The organism is Ensifer sp. MJa1 (assembly GCF_037026475.1).
Taxonomy (GTDB): Bacteria; Pseudomonadota; Alphaproteobacteria; order Rhizobiales; family Rhizobiaceae; genus Ensifer.
In genome coordinates, this window is sequence record NZ_JAKUMO010000021.1 from 22,298 (window position 1) to 46,983 (window position 24,686).

A 24,686-nucleotide genomic window follows, 5' to 3' on the forward strand; every position below is an offset into this window, starting at 1 on the left:
GTCTTATCAGACGCGCAAAGCCGCTGTAGCACTTTGAATTGCTGCATGTTTTAGTCCCTAAGGCGAATATGCTTCAGGAAACATGCAGTCGGTTCGATGAGGCATGTAGGCAGCAACACGGGCGGCGACAAGCGAAGCCGCTCCTGTGGCGCGTCTTTATGCAAGATTCATCCTGTCGGCCTATGCGAAGCATGGAAAACGCCGAGGGCGGCGATATTCTACTGAACATGCGGGATCGCTGGAGAGCGGCGATGTGCGGAGGATGACATGACAAGACCAACAACACTCGCTGGCCTCTCTGTGCTCGTGCAAGGGGGCAAGCTCGACCCCGTCGGACTCGCCGAGGAGACATTTGCCGCCATCGAGGCCCATGGCGACTACGCGATCTTCGTCGAGCTTACGCGCGACCGCGCAATGGCAGATGCGGGAGCGGCTTCGAAACGCCTCAGGGCCGGGCGCTCGCTCGGCCTGCTCGATGGCCTTCCGGTTGCGTGGAAGGATCTGTTCGACGTTGCCGGCAGCGTCACGACGGCCGGCTCGACAGTGCTTGAGACAAATGCGCCGGCGACCCGCGACGCGCCTGTTGTCGCCGCGGTTGCGGCTGCCGGCATGGTCAATGTCGGCCGCACCAATCTGAGCGAGTTTGCCTTCTCCGGCCTTGGCATCAACCCGCATCACGGCACGCCGCGAAACCCGGCCGCCACCGACGTCGAGCGCATCCCCGGCGGCTCGTCGTCCGGTTCTGCGGTCGCGGTCGCAGCCGGACTGGTGCCGGCCGCCATCGGTACCGACACCGGCGGCTCCGTGCGCATTCCCGCCGCGATGACCGGCATTGTCGGCTACAAGGCAACGCGCGGCCGCTATGCGATGAAGGGCGTTTTCCCGCTGGCGGAGAGCCTCGATTCGCTCGGTCCACTCTGCCACACGGTCCAGGATGCCGTCTGGGTCGATGCCGCCATGCATGGGCTCACAGCCCCGACCGTGCGCCGCGCAGATCTCACAGGTGTGGCGCTGGTGATCCCCGAGACGGTGGTGTTCGATGACGCCGAGCCGGAGGTCGTCGAGGCCTTCGAAGATGCGATCAAGCGGCTTGAAAAGGCCGGCGTCACCATCAGCCGGCGCGCCTTCCCAAGCTTCTCCGCGATTTTCGGTCTCATGGCTCGCCACGGCGCGCTGGTCACGGCCGAAGCCTACGCGCTTCACCGCCAGCGCCTGGCCGGCCCTGAAGCCAACGCCATGGACCAGCGCGTGGTTGCCCGCACACGGCTCGGCGAGAAGATCACCATGCCCGACTACATTGCCCTGCTCGACGCCCGCGACCAGCTGATCCACGAGACCGTGGAAAGCCTGAGGCCGAACGAGCTGATCGCCCATCCGACGCTACCGCATGTGGCGCCGCCGATCGCACCGCTTCTCGAAGATGATGAACTGTTCTTCAAGATCAATGCACGGACGCTGCGCAACACTTCGATCGGCAATTTCCTGGATTTCTGCGGCGTCTCCATCCCCTGTGGCCTTGGGGCAGCCGAAATGCCCGTCGGGTTCCAGCTGGCAGCACCGCACCACCAGGACGACCGGCTGCTTTCCGTCGCCCTTTCGGCCGAAGCGATCATCAGGGGTGAAGCATGATCGTCGGTTTCGATATCGGCGGCTCGGCGATCAAGGGCGCCATCGTCCATTCGCGTGAGCGGATCTTCCCCCTGCCGCGCCGCGTGACCCCGCTCAACAACTTTCGCCAGTTCGTCCAGGTGCTTGAGTCGGTGCTCGACGAAGCCGGCGGCCACCCGGATTGCGTGGCGATCTCGATCACCGGCGTCATCGACCCGGAAACGCGGCGGATCAAATGCGCCAACATTCCCTGCATCGATGGGCGAGAACTGGTCGCCGAACTCGAAGCGGCTCTGCACTTGCCGGTCCGGATCGCCAATGATGCCGACTGTTTTGCGCTTGCCGAAGCCGGCGCGGGCGCCGGGCGCGGCCACCGCATCGTCTTCGGCGCCATCCTCGGCACCGGTGTCGGCGGCGGCCTTGTCATCGACGGCCGGCTGATCAATGCGGACGGCGGCTTTGCCGGGGAATGGGGCCATGGTCCGGCGATCGCCGCGGACGCCGGCAATCCACCGATCGCCATTCCTCCTTACGAATGCGGCTGCGGCCAGCGTCGTTGTGTCGACACGGTTGGCGGTGCCCGCGGACTGGAGCGATTGCACCAGACCGCCCATGGCAAGACGCTTTCAAGTCATGAGATCATCGAGGCCTGGCAGGCAGGCGACGCGGAAGCGAAGCGCACGGTCGACCTTCTCGTCGATCTCGTCAGTTCACCGCTCTCGCTCGTCATCAACATTACCGGCGCGACGATCGTGCCGGTCGGCGGCGGCCTCTCCAATTCCGAAGAATTGCTCGCCGAGATCGACAAGACGGTGCGTAGCCGGATTCTCAGACACTTCAACCGGCCGCTGGTGGTGCGCGGCGAATGCCAGGTCGAACCCGGGCTGATCGGCGCGGCACTGCTTGGCCTCGGAGAGGAAAAAGCATGAGCGACCTCAAGCTCGAAGTCTGCGTCGATGATGCCGACGGGCTTCATGCGGCAATCGATGGCGGGGCGGACCGCATCGAGCTTTGCTCGGCGCTTTCCGTCGGCGGCCTGACCCCTAATCCCGGATTGATGGCGCTGGCTGGACCGCCGCGCGTCCCCGTCTATGCGATGATCCGGCCGCGGCCCGGCGACTTCGTCTTTTCGACCCGTGATCTCGATGTGATGCGGCGCGACATCGACGCGGCGCGCGCGACCGGTCTTGCAGGTGTGGTGCTCGGCGCCTCGCTGGCCGATGGCCGGCTCGACAGCGCAATGCTCACCAAGCTCTCCGGCCATGCAGCCGGGCTCGGCATGACACTGCACCGGGCCTTCGATCTGGTTCCGGATTTCGCCGAGGCGATGGAGGTTGCCGTCGAGCTCGGCTTCGAGCGCATCCTCACCTCAGGCGGAGCGCGAAGCGCACCGCAGGCACTTGAACGGTTGAGTGAAATCGTCGACCTCGGCAAGGGCCGGCTGTCGATCATGCCCGGATCCGGCGTCACCCTGGATACCGTCGACGCCGTGTTGGATCGCGCAGCCGTTAGCGAAGTGCATTCCTCCTGCTCCGTTCGTGAGCCGGCTCAGGATCAACGGCTCATCGACATGGGCTTCGTTTCGGCAGACCGCCGTCGCACGGATACGGCAACCGTGCGGGCGATGAAGGCGAAGCTCTCGGCGCGCTGACACGAACGTCACCTGAAAATAGAAAGCCCCGGAAAGCGTTACGCTGTCCGGGGCTTTTCATTTGGTGGCGCAATGCTCAGGCCGCGTAGACTTGCGTACCGCCGATCCAGGTGGAGCCCATGCCGAGCTCCGGCGTCAAAAGCACGAAATCGGCGTCCGCTCCAGGCTTCAGCCGCCCCTTGTGGGTGGCGATGCCCATGGCGTCGGCCGGATAGGCAGAGGCCATGCGCAGGGCTTCTTCGACCGGCAGGCCGAGCTTCTCGTGCACGAAGCGGACCGACGACAGCATGTCGATGTCGGCGCCTGCAAGCGTGCCATCGGCAAGCGTCAGACGACCGCCTTCGCGGAGAATCTCGCGGCCATTGAGCTGGAAACTCTTCATGTCGGTGCCGATCGGCGACATGGCGTCGGTCACCAGGAAGATCTGGCCCGGTCCCACCTTGGCGCGCAACGCCACGCCCATGGAGGCCGGCTCGACGTGGTAGCCGTCGGCGATCAGGCCCGCATGCAGCGTGCCGGTGGCGAGTGCCGCCCCGACGACGCCGGGCTCACGGTGGCCGAGGCCGCTCATGGCGTTGAAGAGGTGCGTCACGGTGCGGGCACCTGCCTTGGCATAGGCGACGGCGGTTTCATAGCCGACATCCGTATGGCCGAGGCTGACGACGGCGCCTGCATCCGCCAGCGCACGAACCTGCTCCTTCGTGGCGTTTTCCGGCGCCACCGTCACCATCAGCACGCCAAGCGCCTTGGCGCAGTCGAGCATTTCGGCGAGATCCGCGTCGTCCATCGGGCGGATCAGCTTCGGGTCGTGTGCGCCCTTGCGCGCGACCGAGAGGTGCGGTCCCTCCAGATGCAACCCAAGGAAGCCGGGCACGTTTTGCGCCTTCGCTTCAAGGCCAGCCTGGATCGTTGCGGTTCTGACCTCACGCGTATCGGTGATCAGCGTCGGTAACAGCGCCGTGGTGCCGAACTTGGCATGCGCCGAACAGATCTGGCGGATGCCCTCGACGGTCGACTGCTCGTTCAGAAGCGCGCCGCCGCCGCCATTCACCTGCAGGTCGATGAAGCCCGGCACGAGCAGCATACCATGGGCGTCGATCCTCTCCACATCGGTGGGGACATCGGCAGCGGCCACGACCGCCTTGACGCGGCCGGCCTCGATCACGAGGGCGCAGCCGTCGTGCCATTCGACACCGTCGAACAGGCGGGCACCAGTGATTGCCTTCCTCTCGCTCATCTCGTCTCCGTTACCTTCTTCAGGCTCGCTGGCGCATCAGGGTTCAGACCGCGCGAGCGCGACCAGGCCTCGACGAAGCCGTAGAACGGCAGGATCAGCGTCAGCGCGTCGGTGATCGGGTGACCGGTCTCGACAAACGGCAGGCGCTTGGCCTTGGCAGCAAGGCCTGAGGTAACATGAACCACCGCGCCCTTTTCCGCCATACCGTCGGCGATGCCAGCGACAGAGGTTTCGGCCGCATCGCGGGCGGCAAGCGTCAAAACCGGGAACTTGGCGCCGACGAGCGCCACCGGACCATGCAGCACTTCGGCGGCCGAATAGGCTTCCGCATGCATGCCCGAGGTTTCCTTGAACTTCAGCGCCGCTTCGCTGGCGATCGCCAGCGCCGGGCCGCGGCCGAGCACGTAGAGCGATTCGGCTTCGCCGAGATCGTCGGCAAAGGCCTGCCAGTCGAGCTTGACCGCCTTGGCAAACTGATTGGGAAGGTCTGCGACCGCGCGCTGAAGTGCTGCGTCTCCGGTCCACTCACCAAGCACGGCAAGGCCGGCAACGATCGAGTTGACGTAGGACTTGGTGGCGGCAACGGCGATTTCGGGGCCGGCGAGGATGTCGAGCGGGTTGGTGCAGGCCTTAGAGATCGGCGAGGGCAGCGTGTTGGTGAGCGCGATCGAGACCGCGCCGGCATCGGTCGCGGCCTGCGCCATGGCGACGATATCCGGGCTCTTGCCGGACTGCGAGATGGCGATGGCCGCGGCACCGCCAAGCTTCAGCTTGGCGCCATAAATGGAGGCGAGCGACGGACCGAGCGAGGCGACCGGGCGACCGGCCTGCAGCTCGATCGCATACTTGAGGAAGAGTGCGGCATGGTCGGAGGAACCGCGGGCGATCGTCACCAGGAAGGCCGGGTCCTTGGCACGGAGCGCCGCGCCCGCGGCCTTGAGCTGATCGGCGGACCGTTCCAGCAGGCGCTGGGCGGCTTCGGGGATCTCGTCGATTTCTCGGCGCATGTTGGTCTGCATGGTCAATTCCTCTCTTGGCGGTTCCGTCGGTCAGGATTCCGACAGCGTCAGTTCCGCGACAAAGTCATAGGCGTCGCCCCGGTAGAGCGAGCGGGTGAATTCGACGACGCGGCCCGATGCGAGATAGGAGACGCGTTCGATGGAAAGGCCGGCCGAGCCGACGGCGACGCCGAGCATCGAGGCATCCGGGTCCTTGATGTTGCAGGCCGAGATGCGCTGGACGGCGCGAACCGGACGGGACCGAGTCTTGTCGAGCGCGGTATAAAGCGACGAGGTGACCGCCTGCGGGTCCGGCAGGAATTCCGCCGAAATGCTGGCGCGTTCGATGGCAAGCGGCATGTCGTCGGCGATACGCAGGCGGCCAAGGCGGGCAACCAGTGCATCAGCCGGCAGGCCGAGCGCCATCATTTCATCCGGTGAAGGATGGAACAGGCCACGCTCGAGCCAGCGCGCATGGGTGTTGAGGCCACGGCGCGCCATGTCTTCGGTAAACGAGGTCAGCCGCGACAGCGACTGCTGCACCTTGGAGACCGGCTTGACGACGAAGGTACCGGAGCCGTGGCGGCGAACCAGCAGACCATCGCGCACCAGATCGTCCACTGCCTTGCGCACGGTGACGCGGCTGATATTGGCGTAGTCGGCCAGATCGCGCTCGGGTGGCAGGGCGTCGCCATGGTTGAGCTTGCCTGACTGGATCGCGTCTTCGAGCGATTGCCGAAGCTTCAGGTAGAGCGGGCCCGAACCACCGGACTGGAGGCCCTCAAGCGGCAGGATGGATGCGAGCTGGTGCGTCATGCGCCTGTCCTCGCCTGCGCGCCGAAGCGTTGTGCCGCGAGCGCAACCGCGCCGGTCAACGCGTCTGCTTCCGCCTCGACGACAAGCGCCTGGTGCCGGTCGGCGAGCCAAGGGCGATAGAGCGGCGCGAGCCCCCCGAGCAGGCAGAGCCTCTCGGCTCCCCTGGCAACCACAACATCCAGTGCCTCGTCCACGGTAGCGGCGGCCGCCTTCAGGATGCGCACGGCAACCGGATCGCCATTGGACGCCCCTTCGAAAACGCGTGGCGCGTAGCGACCGAACTCGCCGGGCTTGGCGAGACGCGCGAAGTCGACGACATCGCGCGGATCATCGTTGAACTCGGCCATGACGGAGGCGGTGACGGGGGAGCCTTCGCGGATATTGTCGAAGGCGAGCAGGCTTTCCTGCAGCAGCGCGTGGCCGATGCGGGCGCCGCTGCCATGATCGCCGATCGTAAAGCCCCAGCCGCCGACATAGCTGACCGTTTCACCCTGGCGCAGGATATAGATGGTGCCGGTACCAAGGATGGCGACCGCGCCATCCTGATTGCCGAGTGCGCCCTGAAACGCAATCAGGCCATCGGACTCGATATCCGCGACCGCAAACGGCAGGCGGCGCTTTACGTAGTGAACGGCGTCACCGACATTGTGGCCGGCGACGCCGACAATCGCCTTTGCGGATGCGATGCCCTCAGGATCGAGGCCGGCCTCCTCAAAAGCGGCGCGACTGGCTTCGCTGATATTGGCGAGCGCGGTCTCCGGATCCGTCAGAATGTTGGCTGCACCGGCCTTGCCGCGCCCGAGAATGTGCCCATCCACTGACGCCACAGCCGCGCGACAGCTCGTTCCGCCGCCATCGATTCCTATCAGGTAATATGTCATGAGCACCTCCGCCCACTAAAGATACCAAAAAAATACCAATAACCAAGTCCGAATCCATCTGCAGTTTCGATTTCATCGCAATCCATTGAAATTTCAGCGCTAATTTAGATGATCAGGTTTTTCGAGCGGTGAAAGTTAAATTCCGCTGGACAATTGGTATTTTTTTGGCATTAATTTCAACCGAGAGGAGACACGCCCCATGCCGTCAGCAAAGACCGAAGAGCGTCACGACAACGCCAAGGGCCTGGATCTTATGCATCCAGCACTGGCGCTGCGACTGCTCGCAGCCGGCCAGCAGGCCGCCGCCAGGGCCGTCGACGGCGCCATCGAGTCCATTTCTGCAGCCGCCTCCATCGCGGCGGAAAGCCTTTCGTCCGGCGGGCGTCTCGCCTATGCGGGTGCCGGCAGCTCCGGACTGATGGCGATGGCCGATGCGCTCGAACTTCCCGGCACGTACGGTATAGCCCAGGATCAGATCGCCATCCTGCTCGCCGGTGGTGCTGCCAGCCTCAGCGATCTCGCCGGCGGCTATGAAGACGACATCGACCTTGCCCGCGAGGACGTGCGCAAGGCGGGTATCGGCGCAGGCGACTGTCTCGTTTCCGTTTCCGCAAGCGGCTCCACACCTTATGCTCTTGCCGCCGCCGACGAGGCGCGCAAGCGCGGCGCCAAGGTGATCGCCGTCGCCAACAATCCGGGTGCTGCACTCTTCAGGGACGCCGATGTTTCGATCCTGCTGCAGACGCCGCCGGAAGTGATCTCCGGCTCGACCCGCATGGGTGCCGGCACCGCGCAGAAGATCGCCTTCAACATGTTCTCGACACTGGTCGGCATCCATCTCGGCCACGTGCTCGACGGCCACATGGTCAACCTGCGCGCCGACAACATCAAACTGCAGGGCCGCGCCATCCGCATCGTCACCGACATTACCGGCATCAGCGCGGCCGAAGCCGGCCGACTGATCACCACGGCCTCAGGCTCGGTCAAGGTCGCGATCCTTCTCGCTTCGGGCGCGAAGGACGTTGCAACGGCGGAGGCCGCACTCAAAGACGCCAAGCAGAATCTGCGCCGGGCGATCGACATCGTCTCGGCCTGAACATTTCCGGGATCCAAACTGCGCCGAAGCGGCGCCTATAAAAAGGGAGAACCTGCATGACCCGTACCACAATCAAAGGCCTGCTGCTCGCTTCGAGCATTCTTGGCACGGCCGGTCTCGCGCACGCCGAGGACGTGACGCTGACGATCGAAAGCTGGCGCAACGACGACCTCGCCATCTGGCAGGAAAAGCTGATCCCGGCCTTCGAAGCGAAGAACCCGGGCATCAAGGTCAAGTTCGCCCCGACCGCTCCGACCGAATACAACGCAGCACTCAACGCCAAGCTCGACGCTGGCTCCGCAGGCGACCTCATCACCTGCCGCCCGTTCGACGCCTCGCTCGAACTCTACAACAAGAAGCACCTCGCCGACCTGACGGCGCTGCCGGGCATGGAAAACTTCTCGCCGGTCGCCAAGTCCGCCTGGACGACGGACGACGGTGCTGCGACCTTCTGCGTGCCGATGGCCTCGGTCATCCACGGCTTCATCTACAACAAGGACGCCTTCGACCAGCTCGGCATCCAGATCCCGACGACGGAAGCCGAATTCTTCGCGGCCCTCGACAAGATCAAGGCCGACGGCAACTACATCCCGATGGCGATGGGCACCAAGGACCTCTGGGAAGCCGCCACCATGGGCTACCAGAACATCGGCCCGACCTACTGGAAGGGTGAAGAAGGCCGCGCCAAGTTGATCAAGGGCGAAGAGAAACTGACCGACGAAGCGTGGGTCGAGCCCTACCGCGTCCTTGCCAAGTGGAAGGACTACCTCGGCGACGGCTTCGAAGCCCAGACCTATCCGGACAGCCAGAACCTCTTCACGCTCGGCCGCGCTGCGATCTACCCGGCCGGCTCGTGGGAAATCGGCCTGTTCAACACCCAGGCCCAGTTCAAGATGGGCGCGTTCCCGCCGCCGGTAAAGAACGCCGGTGACGCCTGCTACATCTCCGACCACAACGACATCGGCGTCGGCCTCAACGCCAAGAGCGCCCATGCGGAAGAAGCCAAGAAGCTCCTGACCTGGATCGCTTCGCCGGAATTCGCCGAGATCTACGCCAACGCGCTGCCGGGCTTCTTCAGCCTGAATTCGACCGCGGTGAAGATGGCCGATCCGCTCGCCCAGGAATTCGTCTCCTGGCGCGAAAAGTGCAAGCCGACGATCCGCTCGACCTACCAGATCCTGTCGCGCGGCACGCCGAACCTCGAAAACGAGACCTGGGTCGAATCGGCCAACGTCATCAACGGCACGGATACGCCTGAGGTTGCCGCCGAAAAGCTGCAGAAGGGCCTCGACGGCTGGTACAAGCCGGCGAAGTAAGACGGACGTAAGCGCAACAGGTTCCCTCCCCTCGATGAGGGGAGGGTCGGCCCTACGCCACTGCACGTCCTGGACGCGCAAGGAGCGCCTCGGATCATATGGTTGCGAGGATGCGGTAGGGACCGGGCGGGGCGACATGCCGGATGAGGCACTCCCCCAGCCGAAGCGTCATCGGCCTCCCAGAGTGGGAGGCCACCGACGCAGTCGTTTGCAAAAGAACGCGATAGACTTAACCTTCGTCAGGAGCCCTCGAGGGGCAGATGACATACGGCAAGACCGGCCGTGTGACGTCGGTGCGCATCGTGATCGACATCGTGATTGTCTGGGGAACCGGTCTCTTAGAAACGGATGGACCAATGAGTGACGCTCTTTCAGTAAAAGACGGACAGCCGACCGCAAGGCGGCCGAAACGCTGGCACATCCTCGTCTTCCTGCTGCCGGCCTTCCTGATCTATTCGGCGGTCATGATCCTGCCTTTGATCGAAACGCTCCGGCTCTCGCTGTTCAACACCGTCGACGGCCAGTCGACCTTCGTTGGCCTTGCCAATTTCCAGACGCTGTTCGGTGACGAACGCTGGTCCCACGACTTCTGGAACGCACTGAAGAACAACGTCATCTTCTTCATCATCCATATGTGCGTGCAGAACCCGATTGGGGTGGCGCTCGCCGCGATGCTGTCGATCCCGAAGCTGCGCTTCGTCACCTTCTACCGCACGGCGATCTTCCTGCCGACGCTGCTTTCCTTCGTGATCGTCGGCTTCATCTGGAAGCTGATCCTGTCGCCGATCTGGGGCGTGTCGCCCTGGATGCTCGATCTCGTCGGCCTGAAATCACTGTTTGCGCCCTGGCTCGGAAAGCCGGGCTCGGCCCTCATCGCCGTGTCGCTGATCTCGGTCTGGCAATATGTCGGCATCCCGATGATGCTGATCTATGCCGCGCTACTCAACATTCCCGATGAGGTGATCGAGGCGGCCGAATGCGACGGCGTCACCGGCTGGAGCCAGTTCTGGAAGATCAAGCTGCCGCTGATCCTGCCGGCGATCGGCATCATCTCGATCCTGACCTTCGTCGGCAACTTCAACGCCTTCGACCTCGTCTACACGGTGCAGGGTGCGCTTGCCGGCCCCGACGGCTCGACCGACATTCTCGGCACGCTGCTCTACCGCACCTTCTTCGGTTTCCAGCTCCAGCTCGGTGACCGTTCCATGGGCGCGACGATCGCCACGGTGATGTTCCTCATCATCCTCGCCGGCGTCTCGCTCTACCTCTTCATCATCCAGCGCCGCATGCGCCGCTACCAGTTCTGAGGAGACCGGAAATGTCGAAAGCACGCGATTCCATTCTCCGCACCGGCTTCGTGCATGTGGCGTTGATCGCCTACACGCTCATCTCGCTGTTCCCGGTGTTCCTGACGATCATCAACTCGTTCAAGGATCGCAACGCGATCTTCCGGGCGCCGCTGACGATCCCGACGCCACAGACCTTCAGCCTGATCGGCTATGAGACCGTTCTCGGCCAGGGTGACTTCGCCACCTATTTCCAGAACAGCTTCATCGTCACGATCGTCTCGATCGCCCTGGTGCTGCTCTTCGGGGCAATGGCCGCCTTCGCGCTGTCGGAATACCGTTTCCGCGGCAACACGCTGATGGGCCTATATCTGGCGATCGGCATCATGATCCCGATCCGGCTCGGCACCGTCGCCATTCTCCAGGGCATGGTCGCCGCCAACCTGGTCAACACCCTGACGGCGCTGATCCTGGTCTATACGGCGCAAGGATTGCCGCTGGCGATCTTCATTCTCTCGGAGTTCATGCGAACGGTTTCGGATGACCTGAAGAATGCCGGGCGCATCGACGGGCTGTCGGAATACTCGATCTTCTTCCGCCTGGTGCTGCCGCTGGTCCGGCCGGCCATGGCGACGGTCGCCGTCTTCACCATGATCCCGATCTGGAACGACCTCTGGTTCCCGCTGATCCTCGCACCGGCCGAAGCGACGAAGACCGTGACCCTCGGCTCGCAGATCTTCATCGGCCAGTTCGTCACCAACTGGAACGCGGTGCTGGCGGCACTCTCGCTCGCCATCCTTCCGGTCCTCGTCCTCTATGTCATCTTCTCGCGGCAGCTGATCCGCGGCATCACGGCAGGAGCAGTCAAGTGAGTGCAAGCAGCAAACCCGTCCGAGTCCTCGTCGCAGGGCTCGGCAACATGGGGCGCAGCCATGCGCTCGCCTATCACAACAACCCCGGCTTCGAGATCGTCGGCCTCGTCAACCGCTCGAAGGTGCCGCTGCCGGAAGAACTGAGTGGCTACACGATCCATCCAGATTTCAAAACGGCGCTTGCCGAACTGAAGCCGGATCTCTGCTCGATCTGTACCTATTCGGACAGCCACGCCGACTTTGCGGTCTTGGCGTTTGAAGCCGGCGCCGACGTTTTCGTCGAGAAGCCGCTTGCAACCACAGTTGCCGACGCCGAGCGGGTGGTTGCGGCAGCGAAAAAGCACGGCCGCAAGCTGGTGATCGGCTATATCCTGCGCCACCATCCCTCGTGGATCCGGCTGATCGCCGAAGCCCGCAAGCTCGGCGGTCCCTATGTCTTCCGCATGAACCTGAACCAGCAGTCGAGCGGACCGACCTGGGAGACGCACAAGTCGCTGATGAAGACGACCTCGCCGATCGTCGATTGCGGCGTGCACTATGTCGACGTCATGTGCCAGATCACCGACGCGAAGCCCGTGGAAGTGCGTGGCATGGGCCTGCGCCTCTCCAATGAGATCGCGCCGGACATGTACAATTACGGCCACCTGCAGGTGATCTTCGAGGACGGTTCTGCCGGCTGGTACGAAGCCGGCTGGGGGCCGATGATCTCGGAAACCGCCTTCTTCGTGAAGGACGTGATGTCGCCGAATGGCTCGGTCTCGATCGTCATGGACCAGAACGCCAAGTCCGACGACATCGACATGCACACCAAGACCGCGGTGATCCGTCTGCACAGCGCCGAGACCGGCCCGAACGGCCGTTTCCTCAAGGCCGACGAGGACTTGAAGATGGACGGCGAGCCCGGCCACCAGGAACTCTGCGACCGCGAGCAGGCCTATGTGCTGAAGGCCATCCGCGAAGACATCAATCTCGACCGTCACATGAACGATGCCGTCCAGTCGCTCCGCATCTGCCTTGCCGCAGACGAAAGCGTGCGCACCGGCAGACCAGTCAAACTCTAAAGGGGGCAACCAGGTGGGATCGCTTCAACTCAAATCCATCCGCAAGGCCTATGGCAACCATGAGGTTCTGAAGGGCATCGACCTCGAGGTGAAGGATGGCGAATTCGTCATCTTCGTCGGCCCCTCCGGCTGCGGCAAGTCGACCTTGCTGCGCACCATCGCCGGCCTCGAGGACGCGACCTCCGGCAGCGTGCAGATCGACGGTACGGAAGTCGGCCACGTGGCGCCCGCCAAGCGCGGCATCGCCATGGTGTTCCAGTCCTATGCGCTCTATCCGCACCTGACAGTGAAGGACAATATGGGACTCGGCCTCAAGCAGGCGGGCGCGCCGAAGGCGGAGATCGAGGACAAGGTCAGCAAGGCGGCCAACATGCTGTCGCTCGGTGCTTACCTCGCCCGTCGCCCGGCCGAACTGTCCGGCGGCCAACGCCAGCGCGTGGCGATCGGCCGCGCCATCGTACGCGAACCGAAGCTCTTCCTGTTCGACGAGCCGCTTTCGAACCTCGATGCGGCGCTGCGCGTCAACACGCGCCTGGAGATCGCAAGGCTGCACCGCAGCCTGAAGGCGACGATGATCTACGTGACCCACGATCAGGTGGAGGCGATGACGCTCGCCGACAAGATCGTCGTCCTGAACGCCGGAAAAATCGAGCAGATCGGCTCGCCGATGGACCTCTACAACCGGCCCGCCAACGTCTTCGTTGCCGGCTTTATCGGCTCGCCGCAGATGAACTTCATCGACGGTGCGCGTCTCGGCGATAGCAGCGCCAAGACCATCGGCATCCGGCCGGAGCATATGGCGCTTTCGCGCGAGAGCGGCCACTGGAAGGGCAAGGTGGTTCACGTCGAGCATCTGGGCGCCGACACCATCGTCTATATCGATTCCGAGCAGGTAGGGACCATTACGGTCCGCCTCTTCGGCGAACATCGCTACGCACCCGATGACATCGTCTATGCGACGCCGACAGTCGGTGCGATGCATCGTTTCGGCGCCGACGATCGCATTCTCGCCTGAGCCATTTACGGGCGTTCGCCCCATCACAGCTCTGTGAAATTCAGCCGCCATGGGCCTAACCCTCTGTGGCGGCTGAACTATTTTTTGATTCCGCGCACCGCATCATGCTGTTGCGCTGCAAAGAAATTTAACATACATTTGTGTTTGTATATTAGCTTTCCGGTATCTGCCGAACCTGATGCCGGTTCCGCTCCCCTTCACTTCCGGACCGCACGAGCCCCTTGCACGATGCATCGGCTGCCTGCGGCCACCGAATATGGACATCGCTATGCGCATGAACCGACCGACACTGGCCGCTGCCTTGGCAACTGTGATTCTTCTTTCCGGCTGCCAGAAAGAGGAAGCACAGCCGGCCGCTGCCGCATTCCCACCGTCCGCCGTCGCCGTCTTCACGACCAAGGCCGAAACGCTGCCGATCACCAACGAGCTGCCCGGCCGCATCACCGCGACACGCGTCGCGGAAGTGCGCCCGCGCGTCTCCGGTATCGTCGTCGAACGGGTCTTCCAGCAGGGCTCCAAGGTCAATGAAGGCGACGTGCTCTATCGCATCGACCCCGCACCCTTCCGCGTGCAGGTCGAAAAGGCCGAGGCGACACTGCGGCGCGCGCAGTCCGTGCGTCAGCAGGCGCAGCAGAAGGCGGACCGTCAGGAGCAGCTGAAGAAGGCGAACGTGGTTGCCGCGCAGCAGTTCGACGATGCGTCCGCGCTGCTTGCCGCTGCCGACGCCGACGTCGCCATTGCCCAGGCCGGGCTCGCGGCCGCCAAGCTCGACCTGCAATATGCCGACGTGACGGCACCGATCAGCGGCCGCATCGGCCGTGCGCTGATCACCGAAGGCGCGCTCGTCAGCGCCAACAGCTCGGAAAATCTCGCGACGATCCAGCAGCTCGATCCGCTCTATGCCGATTTCACCCAGTCGGCGACCGACCTCATCCGACTGCGCAAGGCGCTGGAGGAAGGCAAGTCGATGAGCGGCGACGAGGAGGCCGAGGTCCAGCTCCTGCTCGACGACGGCACGGCCTACGAGCATAAGGGCAAGCTGCTCTTTTCCGAAGCCGCCGTCGACGCGACGACCGGCCAGGTGACGCTGCGCGGCGAGTTCCCGAACCCCGACAACGACCTGCTACCGGGCATGTATGTGCGTGTCCTGGTTCAGCAGGGCGTCGAGAAGGACGCGATCACCGTTCCGCAGCAGGCCGTGCAGCGCAACAATGCCGGCCAGTCGCAGGTCTATGTCGTGACCGCCGACAAGAAGGTCGAGTTCCGCAATGTCACGCTCGGCCGCACGGTCGGTACGCGCTGGCAGGTCACCTCCGGCCTCAAGGCCGACGAGAAAGTGATCGTCGAAGGCTTCCAGAAGATCGGCCCCGGCGCACCGGTCGAGCCGACCGACTGGGACCCGAACGGCAAGCCGACTGCCGAAGCGGCTCAGAAGACGGCATCCGCCGACGAGAAGCCTGCCGAAGCCACAAAGTGAGTTTGATTGATGCCCAGTTTTTTCATCGACAGGCCTATTTTTGCCTGGGTGGTGGCGATCTTCATCATGGTTGCCGGCATCATTGCGATCCCGCTTCTGCCGGTCTCGCAATATCCTGATGTCGCACCACCGCAGATCTCCATCAACACGAGCTATCCTGGCGCCTCGTCGCAGGACACCTATCAGAGCGTCACGCGACTGATCGAAGACGAACTCAACGGCGTCGAAGGCCTGCTCTATTTCGAATCGACGTCGAGCGCCTCCGGCTCGGTCGAAATCAGCGCCACCTTCGCCCCCGGCACCGATCCGGGCCAGGCCGCCGTCGACATCCAGAACCGTGTTCGCCGCGTCGAGCCGCGCCTGCCCGATTCCGTCAAGCGCCAAGGTGTCCAGGTTGACGAAGCCGGCTCCGGCTTCCTGCTGATCATCGCGTTGACCTCGACCGACGGCTCGATGGACGCGATCGGTCTCGGCGACTACTTGAGCCGCAACGTGCTCAGCGAAGTCCAGCGTGTGCCCGGCGTCGGCCGCGCGCAGCTGTTTGCCACCGAACGCTCGATGCGCGTCTGGCTCGATCCGGACAAGATGCTGGGTCTGAACCTGACCGCGGCGGACGTGACGAACGCGATCACGGCGCAAAACGCCCAGATCGCTTCCGGCTCGATCGGCGCGCAGCCGAACCCGATCACCCAGCAGATCAGTGCGCCTGTCGTCGTCAAGGGCCAGCTCGAGAGTGCTGCGGAGTTCGGCGCCATCGTTCTTCGCGCCAATCCTGATGGTTCCTCCGTTCGCCTGCGCGACGTCGCCCGCATCGAGATCGGTGGCGAAAGCTACGCCTTCTCGACGCGACTGAACGGCAAGCCGTCCGCGGCCATCGCCGTCCAGCTCTCGCCGAGCGGCAACGCCATGTCGACCTCGGCGGCGATCAAGGAACGCATGGACGAACTGTCGAAGTTCTTCCCGCAGGGCCTCGAATATTCGATCCCCTACGACACCTCGCCGTTCGTCGCGGTTTCGATCGAGAAGGTTCTTTCGACCCTCGTCGAGGCCGTCGCACTGGTGTTCATCGTGATGTTCCTGTTCCTGCAGAACATCCGCTACACCATCATCCCGACGCTCGTGGTTCCCGTTGCCTTGCTCGGCACCTGCGCCGTCATGCTGGCGATGGGCTTCTCGATCAACGTGCTCACCATGTTCGGCATGGTGCTGGCGATCGGCATTCTCGTCGACGACGCGATCATCGTCGTCGAGAACGTCGAGCGCATCATGTCCGAGGAAGGGCTCACGCCGAAGGAAGCCACGCGAAAGGCAATGAAGCAGATCACCGGCGCCGTCATCGGCATCACGCTGGTGCTTGCTTCGGTGTTTATCCCGATGGCCTTCTTCCCGGGTGCGGTCGGCGTGATCTATCGCCAGTTCTCGTTGACGATGGTCGTGTCGATCCTGTTCTCGGCGCTGCTCGCGCTGTCGCTGACACCAGCACTTTGCGCCAGCTTCCTGAAACAGGTGCCGAAGGGCCACCATCACGCCAAGCGCGGCTTCTTCGGCTGGTTCAACCGGACCTTCGACCGGACTTCGCACGGCTATAGCGGCATGGTGAAGGGTCTCGTCAACCGGTCGGGCCGCTACATGATCGTCTACCTGGCGGTTCTGGCCGGCCTCGGCTGGCTGTTCATGAAGCTGCCGTCGTCGTTCCTTCCGGACGAAGACCAGGGCTATGTCATCGTCATGATGCAGCTTCCTTCGGAAGCGACCGGCAACCGCACGACCGAAGTGGTTGAACAGACCGAGAAGATCTTCGGCCAGGAACCGGCGGTCGAACGCATCATCGCGATCAACGGCTTCTCCTTCTTCGGCACCGGCCAGAACGCAGCGCTCGCCTTCGTGACGCTGAAGGACTGGAAGGAACGCGACGCCGACAACGCGGCCCAGTCGATCGCCATGCGGGCGACGATGGCGATGAGCCAGATCAAGGATGCGATCAGCTTTGCGCTGTCGCCGCCGGCGATCCAGGGCCTCGGCACCACCGGCGGCTTCTCGTTCCGCCTGCAGGACCGCGGCGGTCTCGGCGAAGCGGCGCTGTCGCAGGCCCGCGACCAGCTGCTCGGCATGGCCGCCGAAAGCAAGGTGCTCACGGGCGTCCGCTTCGAGGGCATGCCGGACGCGGCCCAGGTCAGCGTCACCATCGACCGCGAGAAGGCCAACACCTTCGGTGTGACCTTCGCCGACATCAACTCGACGATCTCGACCAACCTCGGCTCGTCCTACGTCAACGACTTCCCGAATGCCGGGCGCATGCAGCGCGTGACGGTGCAGGCGGACGAGGGTCAGCGCATGCAGACCGCCGATCTCCTCAACCTCAACGTCCGCAACGCCAATGGCGGCATGGTGCCGCTGTCGGCCTTCGCGACCGTTGAGTGGGTGAAGGCGTCGACGCAGACGATCGGCTACAACGGCTACCCATCGGTCCGCATCAGCGGCGAAGCGGCGCACGGCTATTCCTCCGGTGACGCGATTGCCGAGATGCAGCGTCTGGCGGGCCAGCTGCCCGCGGGCTTCGGCTACGAGTGGACCGGCCAGTCGCTGCAGGAAATCCAGTCCGGCACCCAGGCACCGCTTTTGATTGCGCTGTCGTGCCTTCTGGTGTTCCTGTGCCTGGCCGCCCTCTACGAGAGCTGGTCGATCCCGGTGGCGGTGATCATGGTGGTGCCGCTCGGCGTCATTGGATCGGTTCTCGCCGTGATGATGCGCGACATGCCGAACGACGTGTACTTCAAGGTCGGCCTGATCGCGATCATCGGCCTTTCCGCGAAGAACGCGATCCTGATCATCGAATTTGCCAAGGAACTGCGCGAGCAGGGCAAGTCGCTGGTCGAGGCGACGCTGGAGGCCGCACACCTGCGCTTCCGGCCGATCCTGATGACGTCGCTGGCCTTTACGCTCGGCGTTCTGCCGCTGGCGATCGCCACCGGTGCCAGCTCCGGCAGCCAGCGCGCCATCGGTACCGGCGTCATGGGCGGGATGATCTCGGCAACGGTGCTCGCCATCTTCTTCGTTCCGGTGTTCTTCGTCTTCGTCACGAAGATCTTCGGTCGCAAGAAGGTGGAAAACACACCGACAGCCGCAGAAAACGCGACGCCAGCCGAGTAAGATGAAATTGGACGGCCCGCCTGATGCAGGCGGGCCGTCGCATGAGGAGGAAGGAATGCGCCGAACCAAGGCCGATGCAGAAGCAACCCGGCAGAAGATTCTTTGCGCCGCCGAGCGGGTCTTCTACGAAAAGGGCGTCTCCAACACGACGCTCGAGGAAATCGCCAAGGCCGCGGGCGTGACGCGTGGCGCCATCTACTGGCACTTCGCCAACAAGACCGACCTTTTCCTGGCCCTGCACGACGCCGTGCCCCTGCCGCAGGAAGACATGGTCGCCCGCGAGATCGAAGCGGAAGCGGCCGACACGCTCTCCATCCTCGAAAGCGCCATGGGCGACTGGCTCGATGTTCTGGCCGCCGACGAGCAGCGCCAGCGCATTCTCACGATCATGCTGCGCACCAATTACGACGGCGAACTGAGCGAGGTTCTGACCCGGCAAAAGGAGCTGGACGAACGCCACAATGTCCTGCTCGAACTCGCCTTCTCGCGGGCGCTCGCCAAGGGACAGATGCACGGCAGCTGGACGCCGGCGTCGGCAACGCGAGCACTGCACTGGATGATGCTCGGGCTCTGTACGGAGTGGCTGCTCTTCGGCCGCCGTTTCGACCTGAAGGTCGAAGGACGCGATGGCTTGAGACGGTTTTTTGCGAGCCTACACGCGCCGACCGTCACACCGGTGGCAGCCGCGGCACACCCCTAGCGAATGGGCCGGCGCCTTGCGGGGCCCGGCCGATGGCTGCCAGACCAACCACCCTCAACTGAAAACGACCGTCTTGTGACCGTTGAGCATGACGCGCCGCTCGAGGTGCAGCTTGACTGCGCGCGCCAGCACGCGGCTTTCGATATCACGCCCGGTGGCAACGAAATCCTCGGCCGTCAGTGCATGGCTGACGCGTTCGGTCTCCTGCTCGATGATCGGACCCTCGTCGAGGTCGGGCGTAACGTAATGGGCTGTCGCGCCGATCAGCTTCACCCCGCGCTCATGCGCCTGGTGGTAGGGCTTGGCGCCCTTGAAGCTCGGCAGGAAGGAATGATGGATGTTGATCGCCTTGCCATAGAGGCGTTTCGACAGCTTGTCCGAAAAGACCTGCATGTAGCGGGCGAGGATGACCAGATCGGCGCCCGTCTCGTGAACCAATCCGAGAAGCTTTTCCTCCTGTTCGGCCTTGTTGTCCTTCGAGACCGGCCAACAGTGGTAGGCGAGCCCTTCGGCCTCTGCGGTGCGCCAGCTATCCTCATGGTTGGAGACGATGGCGACGACCTCGGCGTTCAGCCAGCCGACACGGATCTGGTAGAGGAGGTGCAGGAGCGCGTGGTCGAACCGGGAGACGAGAACGAGGATCTTCGGCTTCACCGCCGCGTCCGCAAGCGTGGTGCGCATCTGGAAACGCTCGACGGCCGGGCGGAGCGCCCGCTCGATATCACCCTCCTGAACGCTCGCCTCGACCTGAAAGGCGATGCGCATGAAGAAGCTGTTGGTCCTGGTGTCCCAGAACTGGTTGCTCTCGGCGATGTTGGCACCAAGCGTGGCGAGTTCGGTAGTAACGGCTGCGACAATGCCGGGCTTGTCGTCGCAGGAAAGCACAAGGATAAAGGTCTTCGGCGCCATGATCTCCTCCGATTGCAGCCGTTGCGGACGGAGATCTGTCCCCCTCCCGATCGTTGCCTAAGGGGAGTTAAGCGTGGCCGCAATCGTTCCGGCCGTAACCGCGCCTGCTTTCTATCATCCTGACGCAAAGGCGCCCGAGGGAGCGTCGTCCTCTCGGGCGTTGCAAGAATCACCGCATCGGATTTGCGAGGTTTTCTGAGAGGTTTCCCTCACGAAATCCATGAAATCGTAGCTCGTCTAGTGCGCCTCGTCCCAGTTGGTCGCGGCGCGCGCGTCGACCTTCAAAGGCACCTTCATGTCGAGCGCCGGCATGGCGGCGTTCTCCATAACCGAGACGACGATCGGAATGGTCTTTTCGACCTCGGCGTCCTCGACCTCGAAGATCAGTTCGTCATGGACCTGCAGGAGCATGCGGGCCGAAAGCTTCGCGTCGGTGAGCGCCGGCTCCATCTTCACCATGGCGCGACGGATGATGTCGGCGGCCGAGCCCTGGATCGGCGCGTTGATCGCGGCGCGCTCGTTGAAGGCGCGGTGCGAGGGGATCGACGAGCGGATATCGGGATAGTGCGCGCGACGGCCGAAGATGGTTTCGACATAGCCGTGCTCGCGGGCAAACGCCTTGGTGCCTTCCATGTAGTCGCGAATGCCCGGGAAGCGCTCGAAGTAGCGCTTGATGTAATCGCCCGCTTCCGACCGCTCGATCGACAGCTGGTTGGCGAGACCGAAGGCGGAGATGCCGTAGATGATGCCGAAGTTGATTGCCTTGGCACGGCGACGGATTTCGCCCGGCATGCCCTCGACCGGCACGCCGAACATTTCCGACGCGGTCATCGCGTGAATGTCGACGCCGTCGGCAAAGGCCTGGCGAAGCTGCGGAATGTCGGCGACATGGGCGAGCACGCGCAGTTCGATTTGGCTGTAGTCGGCAGAAAGCAGCTTGTGGCCCGGCGTGGCGACAAAGGCCGTGCGGATCTTGCGGCCCTCGGCGGTGCGCACCGGAATGTTTTGCAGGTTCGGATCCGAAGACGACAGGCGCCCGGTCGTGGTGGCGGCGAGCGCATAGGACGTGTGCACGCGCTTGGTCTGCGGGTGAACGAAACCCGGAAGCGCATCCGTATAGGTGGATTTCAGCTTGGTGAGCTGCCGCCAGTCGACGATCTTGCGCGGCAGTTCATGGCCTTCGGCGGCAAGGTCTTCGAGCACCTGTGCCGAGGTCGACCATTGCCCGGTCTTGGTCTTGGAACCGCCGGCAAAACCCATCTTGCCGAACAGGATATCGCCCAGCTGCTTCGGCGATCCGATCGTGAAGGTCTCGCCGGAGAGCTTGTAGATTTCGTCCTCGAGCGCGGCGGCCCCTTGCGCGAGCTCGCCCGAAAGCCGCGACAGGATCTGCCGGTCGATGGTGATGCCGCGATCCTCCATGCGCGCGAGCACGGCAACCAGCGGCCGCTCCAGCCGCTCATAGACGCGCGTCAACCCCTTGGCGACCAGCCGCGCCTTCAATACGTGCCAGAGGCGCAGCGTTACATCCGCATCCTCGGCCGCATAGGCCGTCGCCCGGTCGATATCGACATAGTCGAAGGTCACCGACGACTTGCCGCTGCCGGTGATGTCCTTGTAGGCGATCGGCTTGTGGTTCAGCCAGCGCTCCGACAGCGAGTCCATGCCGTGCGAGTTGTTGCCGGCGTCAACCACATAGGACATCAGCATCGTATCGTCGAAGCTTTCGACAGTGACGCCGTGGCGCTTCATCACGAGGTAATCGTATTTCAGGTTCTGCGCGACCTTGAGCACCGACGGATCCTCGAGCAGCCGCTTCAGCCGGCTCAAGGCTTCCGCGACCGGGATCTGGTTTTCCGCGAGCCCACCGCCGAGCAGATCGCCGACACCGGTCTTGTGGATCAGCGGCACGTAGGCTGCCCGGATCGAGGCGCCGGTCGGGTCAGTCTTGTGATCGGCGATCGCCAGCGAGAAGCCGACGAGATCGGCCTGCATGGCGTCGAGAGAGTTCGTTTCCGTATCGAAGCCGACAACGCCTGCCTCGCGCGCCGCCGAGATCCACTGGTCGAGCGTGGCGATGTCTCGGATCGCGACATAGCTGCTGTGATCGATCGGGGCCTTGGCGAAGATGTCCGCGCGCGCCGCGGCCAGCGCCTGAGGCGTGGCATCTGCCGCATCCGGTTCTTTCGCCCGCGACAGGACAGCGGCGGCTTCGGCCGCGTCGCCACGGGCGACCGCCTTTACGGACGAGGCTTCGCTGACGGCCGGCGCAGCATCCCCCTTGTCGAGGTCCGGACCACGCGCGTCAGCACCCCATTCCACCGGTACGCTGGCGGCTTCGACGGCGTCAGCGTCCGTGCCGGTCGCCGCTGCGACACGGCGGGTGAGCGTCGTGAATTCCATCGCCTTCAGGAAGGCGATCAGCTTCGGTCCGTTCTGCGGCTCCAGGCTCAGCTCTTCGAGCGGAACATCGAGCGGCGTATCGGTCTTCAGCTCGACGAGCTGGCGCGACAGGCGCGCGAGATCGGCATTGGCGATGATGTTTTCGCGGCGCTTGGCCTGCTTGATCTCGCCGGCACGGGCCAGCAGCGTCTCAAGGTCGCCGTACTCTTCCAGCAGCTGCGCCGCGGTCTTCGGGCCGATGCCGGGAATGCCGGGAACGTTGTCGGTGGAATCGCCGGTCATCGCCTGGAGGTCGATCATCTTTTCCGGCGGCACACCCCATTTCTCGATCACTTCGGGGATCGAGATCTGCTTGTCCTTCATGCTGTCGTACATCGATACGTTGGTGGTGACGAGCTGCATCAGGTCCTTGTCGGAGGAGACGATGGTGACACCGGCGCCGGCCGCCTCGGCCAGCCGTGCATAGGTGGCGATCAGATCGTCGGCCTCATAACCTTCCTTCTCGATGCAGGGCAGGTTGAAGGCGCGCGTGGCATGGCGGATCAGGCCGAATTGCGGGATGAGATCTTCCGGCGGCGCCGTGCGGTTGGCCTTGTACTGGTCATAGAGCGCGTTGCGAAAGGTCTTCGACGAATAGTCGAAGATGACGGCGAAATGCGTCGGGGTGACGCCCACAGAAGTGTCGCGCGCATCGGTGAGCAGCTTCCACAACATGTTGCAGAAACCCGATACCGCGTTGACCGGCAGGCCATCGGATTTGCGGTTGAGCGGCGGGATGGCGTGGAACGCCCGGAAGATGAATCCGGAGCCGTCGACGAGGAAGAGATGATCACCGTTTTTCATGGGCAAATGGATAGCGCGGGGCAAGCGAAAGGTCCATTGCGGTTTTCCCGCCGAGCACTACAATCTCCACTTGTCACCGCAGAGGCCTATATGCTGCAGGTCATGCGCGACGCCTGCAGCTTTATCCTCTTGGTTCAGGCTTTGCCGGCTTCTGCTTCCTCGTTTCCTGGCTGCCGGCCGAACCGGCATTCCTCGTCATCATCAAGACAGTCTTTACGCCTTTCTATCGGCTTGCCCTGGCCGGCCTCGAGGCCCATTTCAGGCGAGCGGATGGCTCGTCCTCTCCGCTCTGGCAAAACATCGAGCACAGGATCGCACGCGCCTTGGTCTTCGCGGGCTTCATTGTCGTCATGTGCAACACGCCGGATCGGACGGCCGGCGAACTCGCGAAATCAGCCCTGCCGATTGCGTTCGCGGTCGGCTTCGTCGAGGTCTTTTTTTGCCTTGCGGAACCGGCGCTCGGGTGAGATCTGAGACGGGCCCGGCTTTCACGCAAACTTTACGTATTTGTAATGCGCGATTCTGACCGGCTATCCTTGAAAAGCCACATTTGACTCCTCAAATCTTAGTCAACGGCACCGAGTGATGCCGTCTTCTGGTGATTGGCCTGTCCCCCGCCCGCACCAGATGAGGACAAAGGCCTTATCCCCCTCTCCGGGCCTTTGTCCCGTTTTCAAGAAACCGCCACGGCGCCGCCTCCGCGACGTGGCGGTTTTTTGCTGTCCGGCCCGCCCCGTGATCAAGTCCACTCACATCCGGGTGAGTCCCACATCCCCAAGGTTCATCGCCTGCATTGTAACTTGTGTTCATGGCGGTTCGGGCGTACCGATAGGCATGGCCTTCAATCGTATGGAATCTGCGACCTACCTGGCCAGCCTGCTGGCCAAGAGCTTTTCCCGCGCCCTGCACGAGCGCGGCCAGAAGCTTGGCTTCGCGCCCGGTCAGTTTCCCATACTGCTGGAACTTTGGACCGAAGAAGGTCTGACGCAGAAGCAGCTGCTCGATCGGCTGGATATCGAACAGGCGACGATGGCCAATACGCTTGCGCGCATGGAGCGCGACGGGCTGATTGTTCGCCGCAAACACCCGCAGGACAAGCGCTCGCAACAGATCTTCCTCACCGAGAAAGCCAAGGAGATGGAGGCAGCTGCCAAGGAGGCGGCGCTTGCAGCCGATCAGTCTCTGCTCGCAGGCCTCAGGAACTTCGAACGCGAACTGATGCTCGAATACATGCGCATGGCGCTTGCCAGCGCGGCGCGCGGCGACGGACGCGCCTGAGATCTCCTGCCCTGATCGTTCCATCAAAAGAATTGGCTTAAGGTCGGCCGGCTCAGGCACTAAACCAGAGCGATTGCGCCGAGCGAGCC

General features: G+C 63.5%; 19 protein-coding genes. 13 read left to right on the forward strand and 6 right to left on the reverse strand.

The window, feature by feature from the left end:
- Positions 1-267: 267 nt before the first annotated feature.
- From MKZ91_RS24165 to MKZ91_RS24175, 3 genes are read left to right on the forward strand one after another with little or no spacing between them, the layout of a single operon-like run.
- Positions 268-1,629, forward strand: coding sequence for an amidase (locus MKZ91_RS24165; protein ID WP_336173568.1), 1,362 nt, complete (start codon positions 268-270; stop codon positions 1,627-1,629).
- The gene (locus tag MKZ91_RS24170) at positions 1,626-2,537 is read left to right on the forward strand and encodes an ROK family protein (RefSeq protein WP_336173569.1); all 912 of its coding nucleotides are present in this window, start codon (positions 1,626-1,628) and stop codon (positions 2,535-2,537) included. The genes MKZ91_RS24165 and MKZ91_RS24170 overlap by 4 nt, the downstream gene beginning before the upstream one ends.
- On the forward strand, positions 2,534-3,259 hold the full coding sequence (locus MKZ91_RS24175; protein ID WP_336173570.1) for a copper homeostasis protein CutC: 726 nt from the start codon (positions 2,534-2,536) through the stop codon (positions 3,257-3,259). The genes MKZ91_RS24170 and MKZ91_RS24175 overlap by 4 nt, the downstream gene beginning before the upstream one ends.
- A 76-nt stretch (positions 3,260-3,335) precedes the next feature.
- On the opposite strand, the gene nagA is transcribed toward MKZ91_RS24175, so the two are convergent.
- Genes nagA through MKZ91_RS24195 form a run of 4 tightly spaced genes read right to left on the reverse strand, consistent with a single transcriptional unit; the run spans position 3,336 to position 7,191 of the window.
- A complete protein-coding gene (nagA, locus tag MKZ91_RS24180; RefSeq protein WP_336173571.1) occupies positions 3,336-4,496 on the reverse strand; it encodes an N-acetylglucosamine-6-phosphate deacetylase in 1,161 nt (386 codons plus the stop codon).
- Positions 4,493-5,515 carry an SIS domain-containing protein gene (locus MKZ91_RS24185; protein ID WP_336173572.1) on the reverse strand — a complete coding sequence of 341 codons (1,023 nt, stop codon included), beginning with the start codon at positions 5,513-5,515 and terminating at the stop codon, positions 4,493-4,495. The genes nagA and MKZ91_RS24185 overlap by 4 nt, the downstream gene beginning before the upstream one ends.
- A gap of 30 nt (positions 5,516-5,545) precedes the next feature.
- The gene (locus tag MKZ91_RS24190) at positions 5,546-6,310 is read right to left on the reverse strand and encodes a GntR family transcriptional regulator (RefSeq protein WP_034804855.1); all 765 of its coding nucleotides are present in this window, start codon (positions 6,308-6,310) and stop codon (positions 5,546-5,548) included.
- The gene (locus MKZ91_RS24195) at positions 6,307-7,191 is read right to left on the reverse strand and encodes an N-acetylglucosamine kinase (RefSeq protein ID WP_336173573.1); all 885 of its coding nucleotides are present in this window, start codon (positions 7,189-7,191) and stop codon (positions 6,307-6,309) included. The genes MKZ91_RS24190 and MKZ91_RS24195 overlap by 4 nt, the downstream gene beginning before the upstream one ends.
- 199 nt (positions 7,192-7,390) lie before the next feature.
- Here MKZ91_RS24195 and MKZ91_RS24200 point away from each other — a divergent pair, with 199 nt between their 5' ends.
- The 9 genes from MKZ91_RS24200 (at position 7,391) to MKZ91_RS24240 (ending at position 19,164) form a co-directional block, all read left to right on the forward strand.
- The gene (locus tag MKZ91_RS24200; RefSeq protein WP_336173574.1) at positions 7,391-8,287 is read left to right on the forward strand and encodes an N-acetylmuramic acid 6-phosphate etherase; all 897 of its coding nucleotides are present in this window, start codon (positions 7,391-7,393) and stop codon (positions 8,285-8,287) included.
- Positions 8,288-8,343: 56 nt separating this feature from the next.
- Complete coding sequence (locus MKZ91_RS24205) at positions 8,344-9,603, forward strand: ABC transporter substrate-binding protein (protein WP_336173575.1); 1,260 nt, start codon at positions 8,344-8,346, stop codon at positions 9,601-9,603.
- 356 nt (positions 9,604-9,959) lie between these two features.
- Positions 9,960-10,910: a carbohydrate ABC transporter permease gene (locus tag MKZ91_RS24210; protein ID WP_336173647.1), complete on the forward strand. Its 951-nt coding sequence runs from the start codon at positions 9,960-9,962 to the stop codon at positions 10,908-10,910.
- 11 nt (positions 10,911-10,921) lie between these two features.
- Positions 10,922-11,761, forward strand: coding sequence for a carbohydrate ABC transporter permease (locus tag MKZ91_RS24215; protein WP_336173576.1), 840 nt, complete (start codon positions 10,922-10,924; stop codon positions 11,759-11,761).
- Positions 11,758-12,822: a Gfo/Idh/MocA family protein gene (locus MKZ91_RS24220; protein ID WP_336173577.1), complete on the forward strand. Its 1,065-nt coding sequence runs from the start codon at positions 11,758-11,760 to the stop codon at positions 12,820-12,822. The genes MKZ91_RS24215 and MKZ91_RS24220 overlap by 4 nt, the downstream gene beginning before the upstream one ends.
- Before the next feature lie 13 nt (positions 12,823-12,835).
- Complete coding sequence (locus MKZ91_RS24225; RefSeq protein WP_336173578.1) at positions 12,836-13,837, forward strand: ABC transporter ATP-binding protein; 1,002 nt, start codon at positions 12,836-12,838, stop codon at positions 13,835-13,837.
- Positions 13,838-14,093: 256 nt separating this feature from the next.
- Entirely contained in the window at positions 14,094-15,314 is a 1,221-nt protein-coding gene (locus tag MKZ91_RS24230; RefSeq protein WP_336173579.1) for an efflux RND transporter periplasmic adaptor subunit, read from the forward strand.
- Positions 15,315-15,323: 9 nt separating this feature from the next.
- Entirely contained in the window at positions 15,324-18,464 is a 3,141-nt protein-coding gene (locus MKZ91_RS24235) for an efflux RND transporter permease subunit (RefSeq protein ID WP_336173580.1), read from the forward strand.
- A 55-nt stretch (positions 18,465-18,519) separates the two neighbouring features.
- Positions 18,520-19,164 (forward strand): TetR family transcriptional regulator, encoded by a 645-nt coding sequence (locus tag MKZ91_RS24240; protein WP_336173581.1) that lies wholly within the window; start codon positions 18,520-18,522, stop codon positions 19,162-19,164.
- A 54-nt stretch (positions 19,165-19,218) separates the two neighbouring features.
- Here MKZ91_RS24240 and purU read toward each other — a convergent pair whose 3' ends face one another.
- Positions 19,219-20,073: a formyltetrahydrofolate deformylase gene (gene purU / locus MKZ91_RS24245; RefSeq protein WP_336173582.1), complete on the reverse strand. Its 855-nt coding sequence runs from the start codon at positions 20,071-20,073 to the stop codon at positions 19,219-19,221.
- Between the two features lie 237 nt (positions 20,074-20,310).
- On the reverse strand, positions 20,311-23,319 hold the full coding sequence (gene polA / locus MKZ91_RS24250; RefSeq protein WP_336173583.1) for a DNA polymerase I: 3,009 nt from the start codon (positions 23,317-23,319) through the stop codon (positions 20,311-20,313).
- Between the two features lie 834 nt (positions 23,320-24,153).
- Between polA and MKZ91_RS24255 the strand changes: the two genes are divergently transcribed.
- Complete coding sequence (locus MKZ91_RS24255) at positions 24,154-24,597, forward strand: MarR family winged helix-turn-helix transcriptional regulator (RefSeq protein WP_336173584.1); 444 nt, start codon at positions 24,154-24,156, stop codon at positions 24,595-24,597.
- Positions 24,598-24,686: the final 89 nt, after the last annotated feature.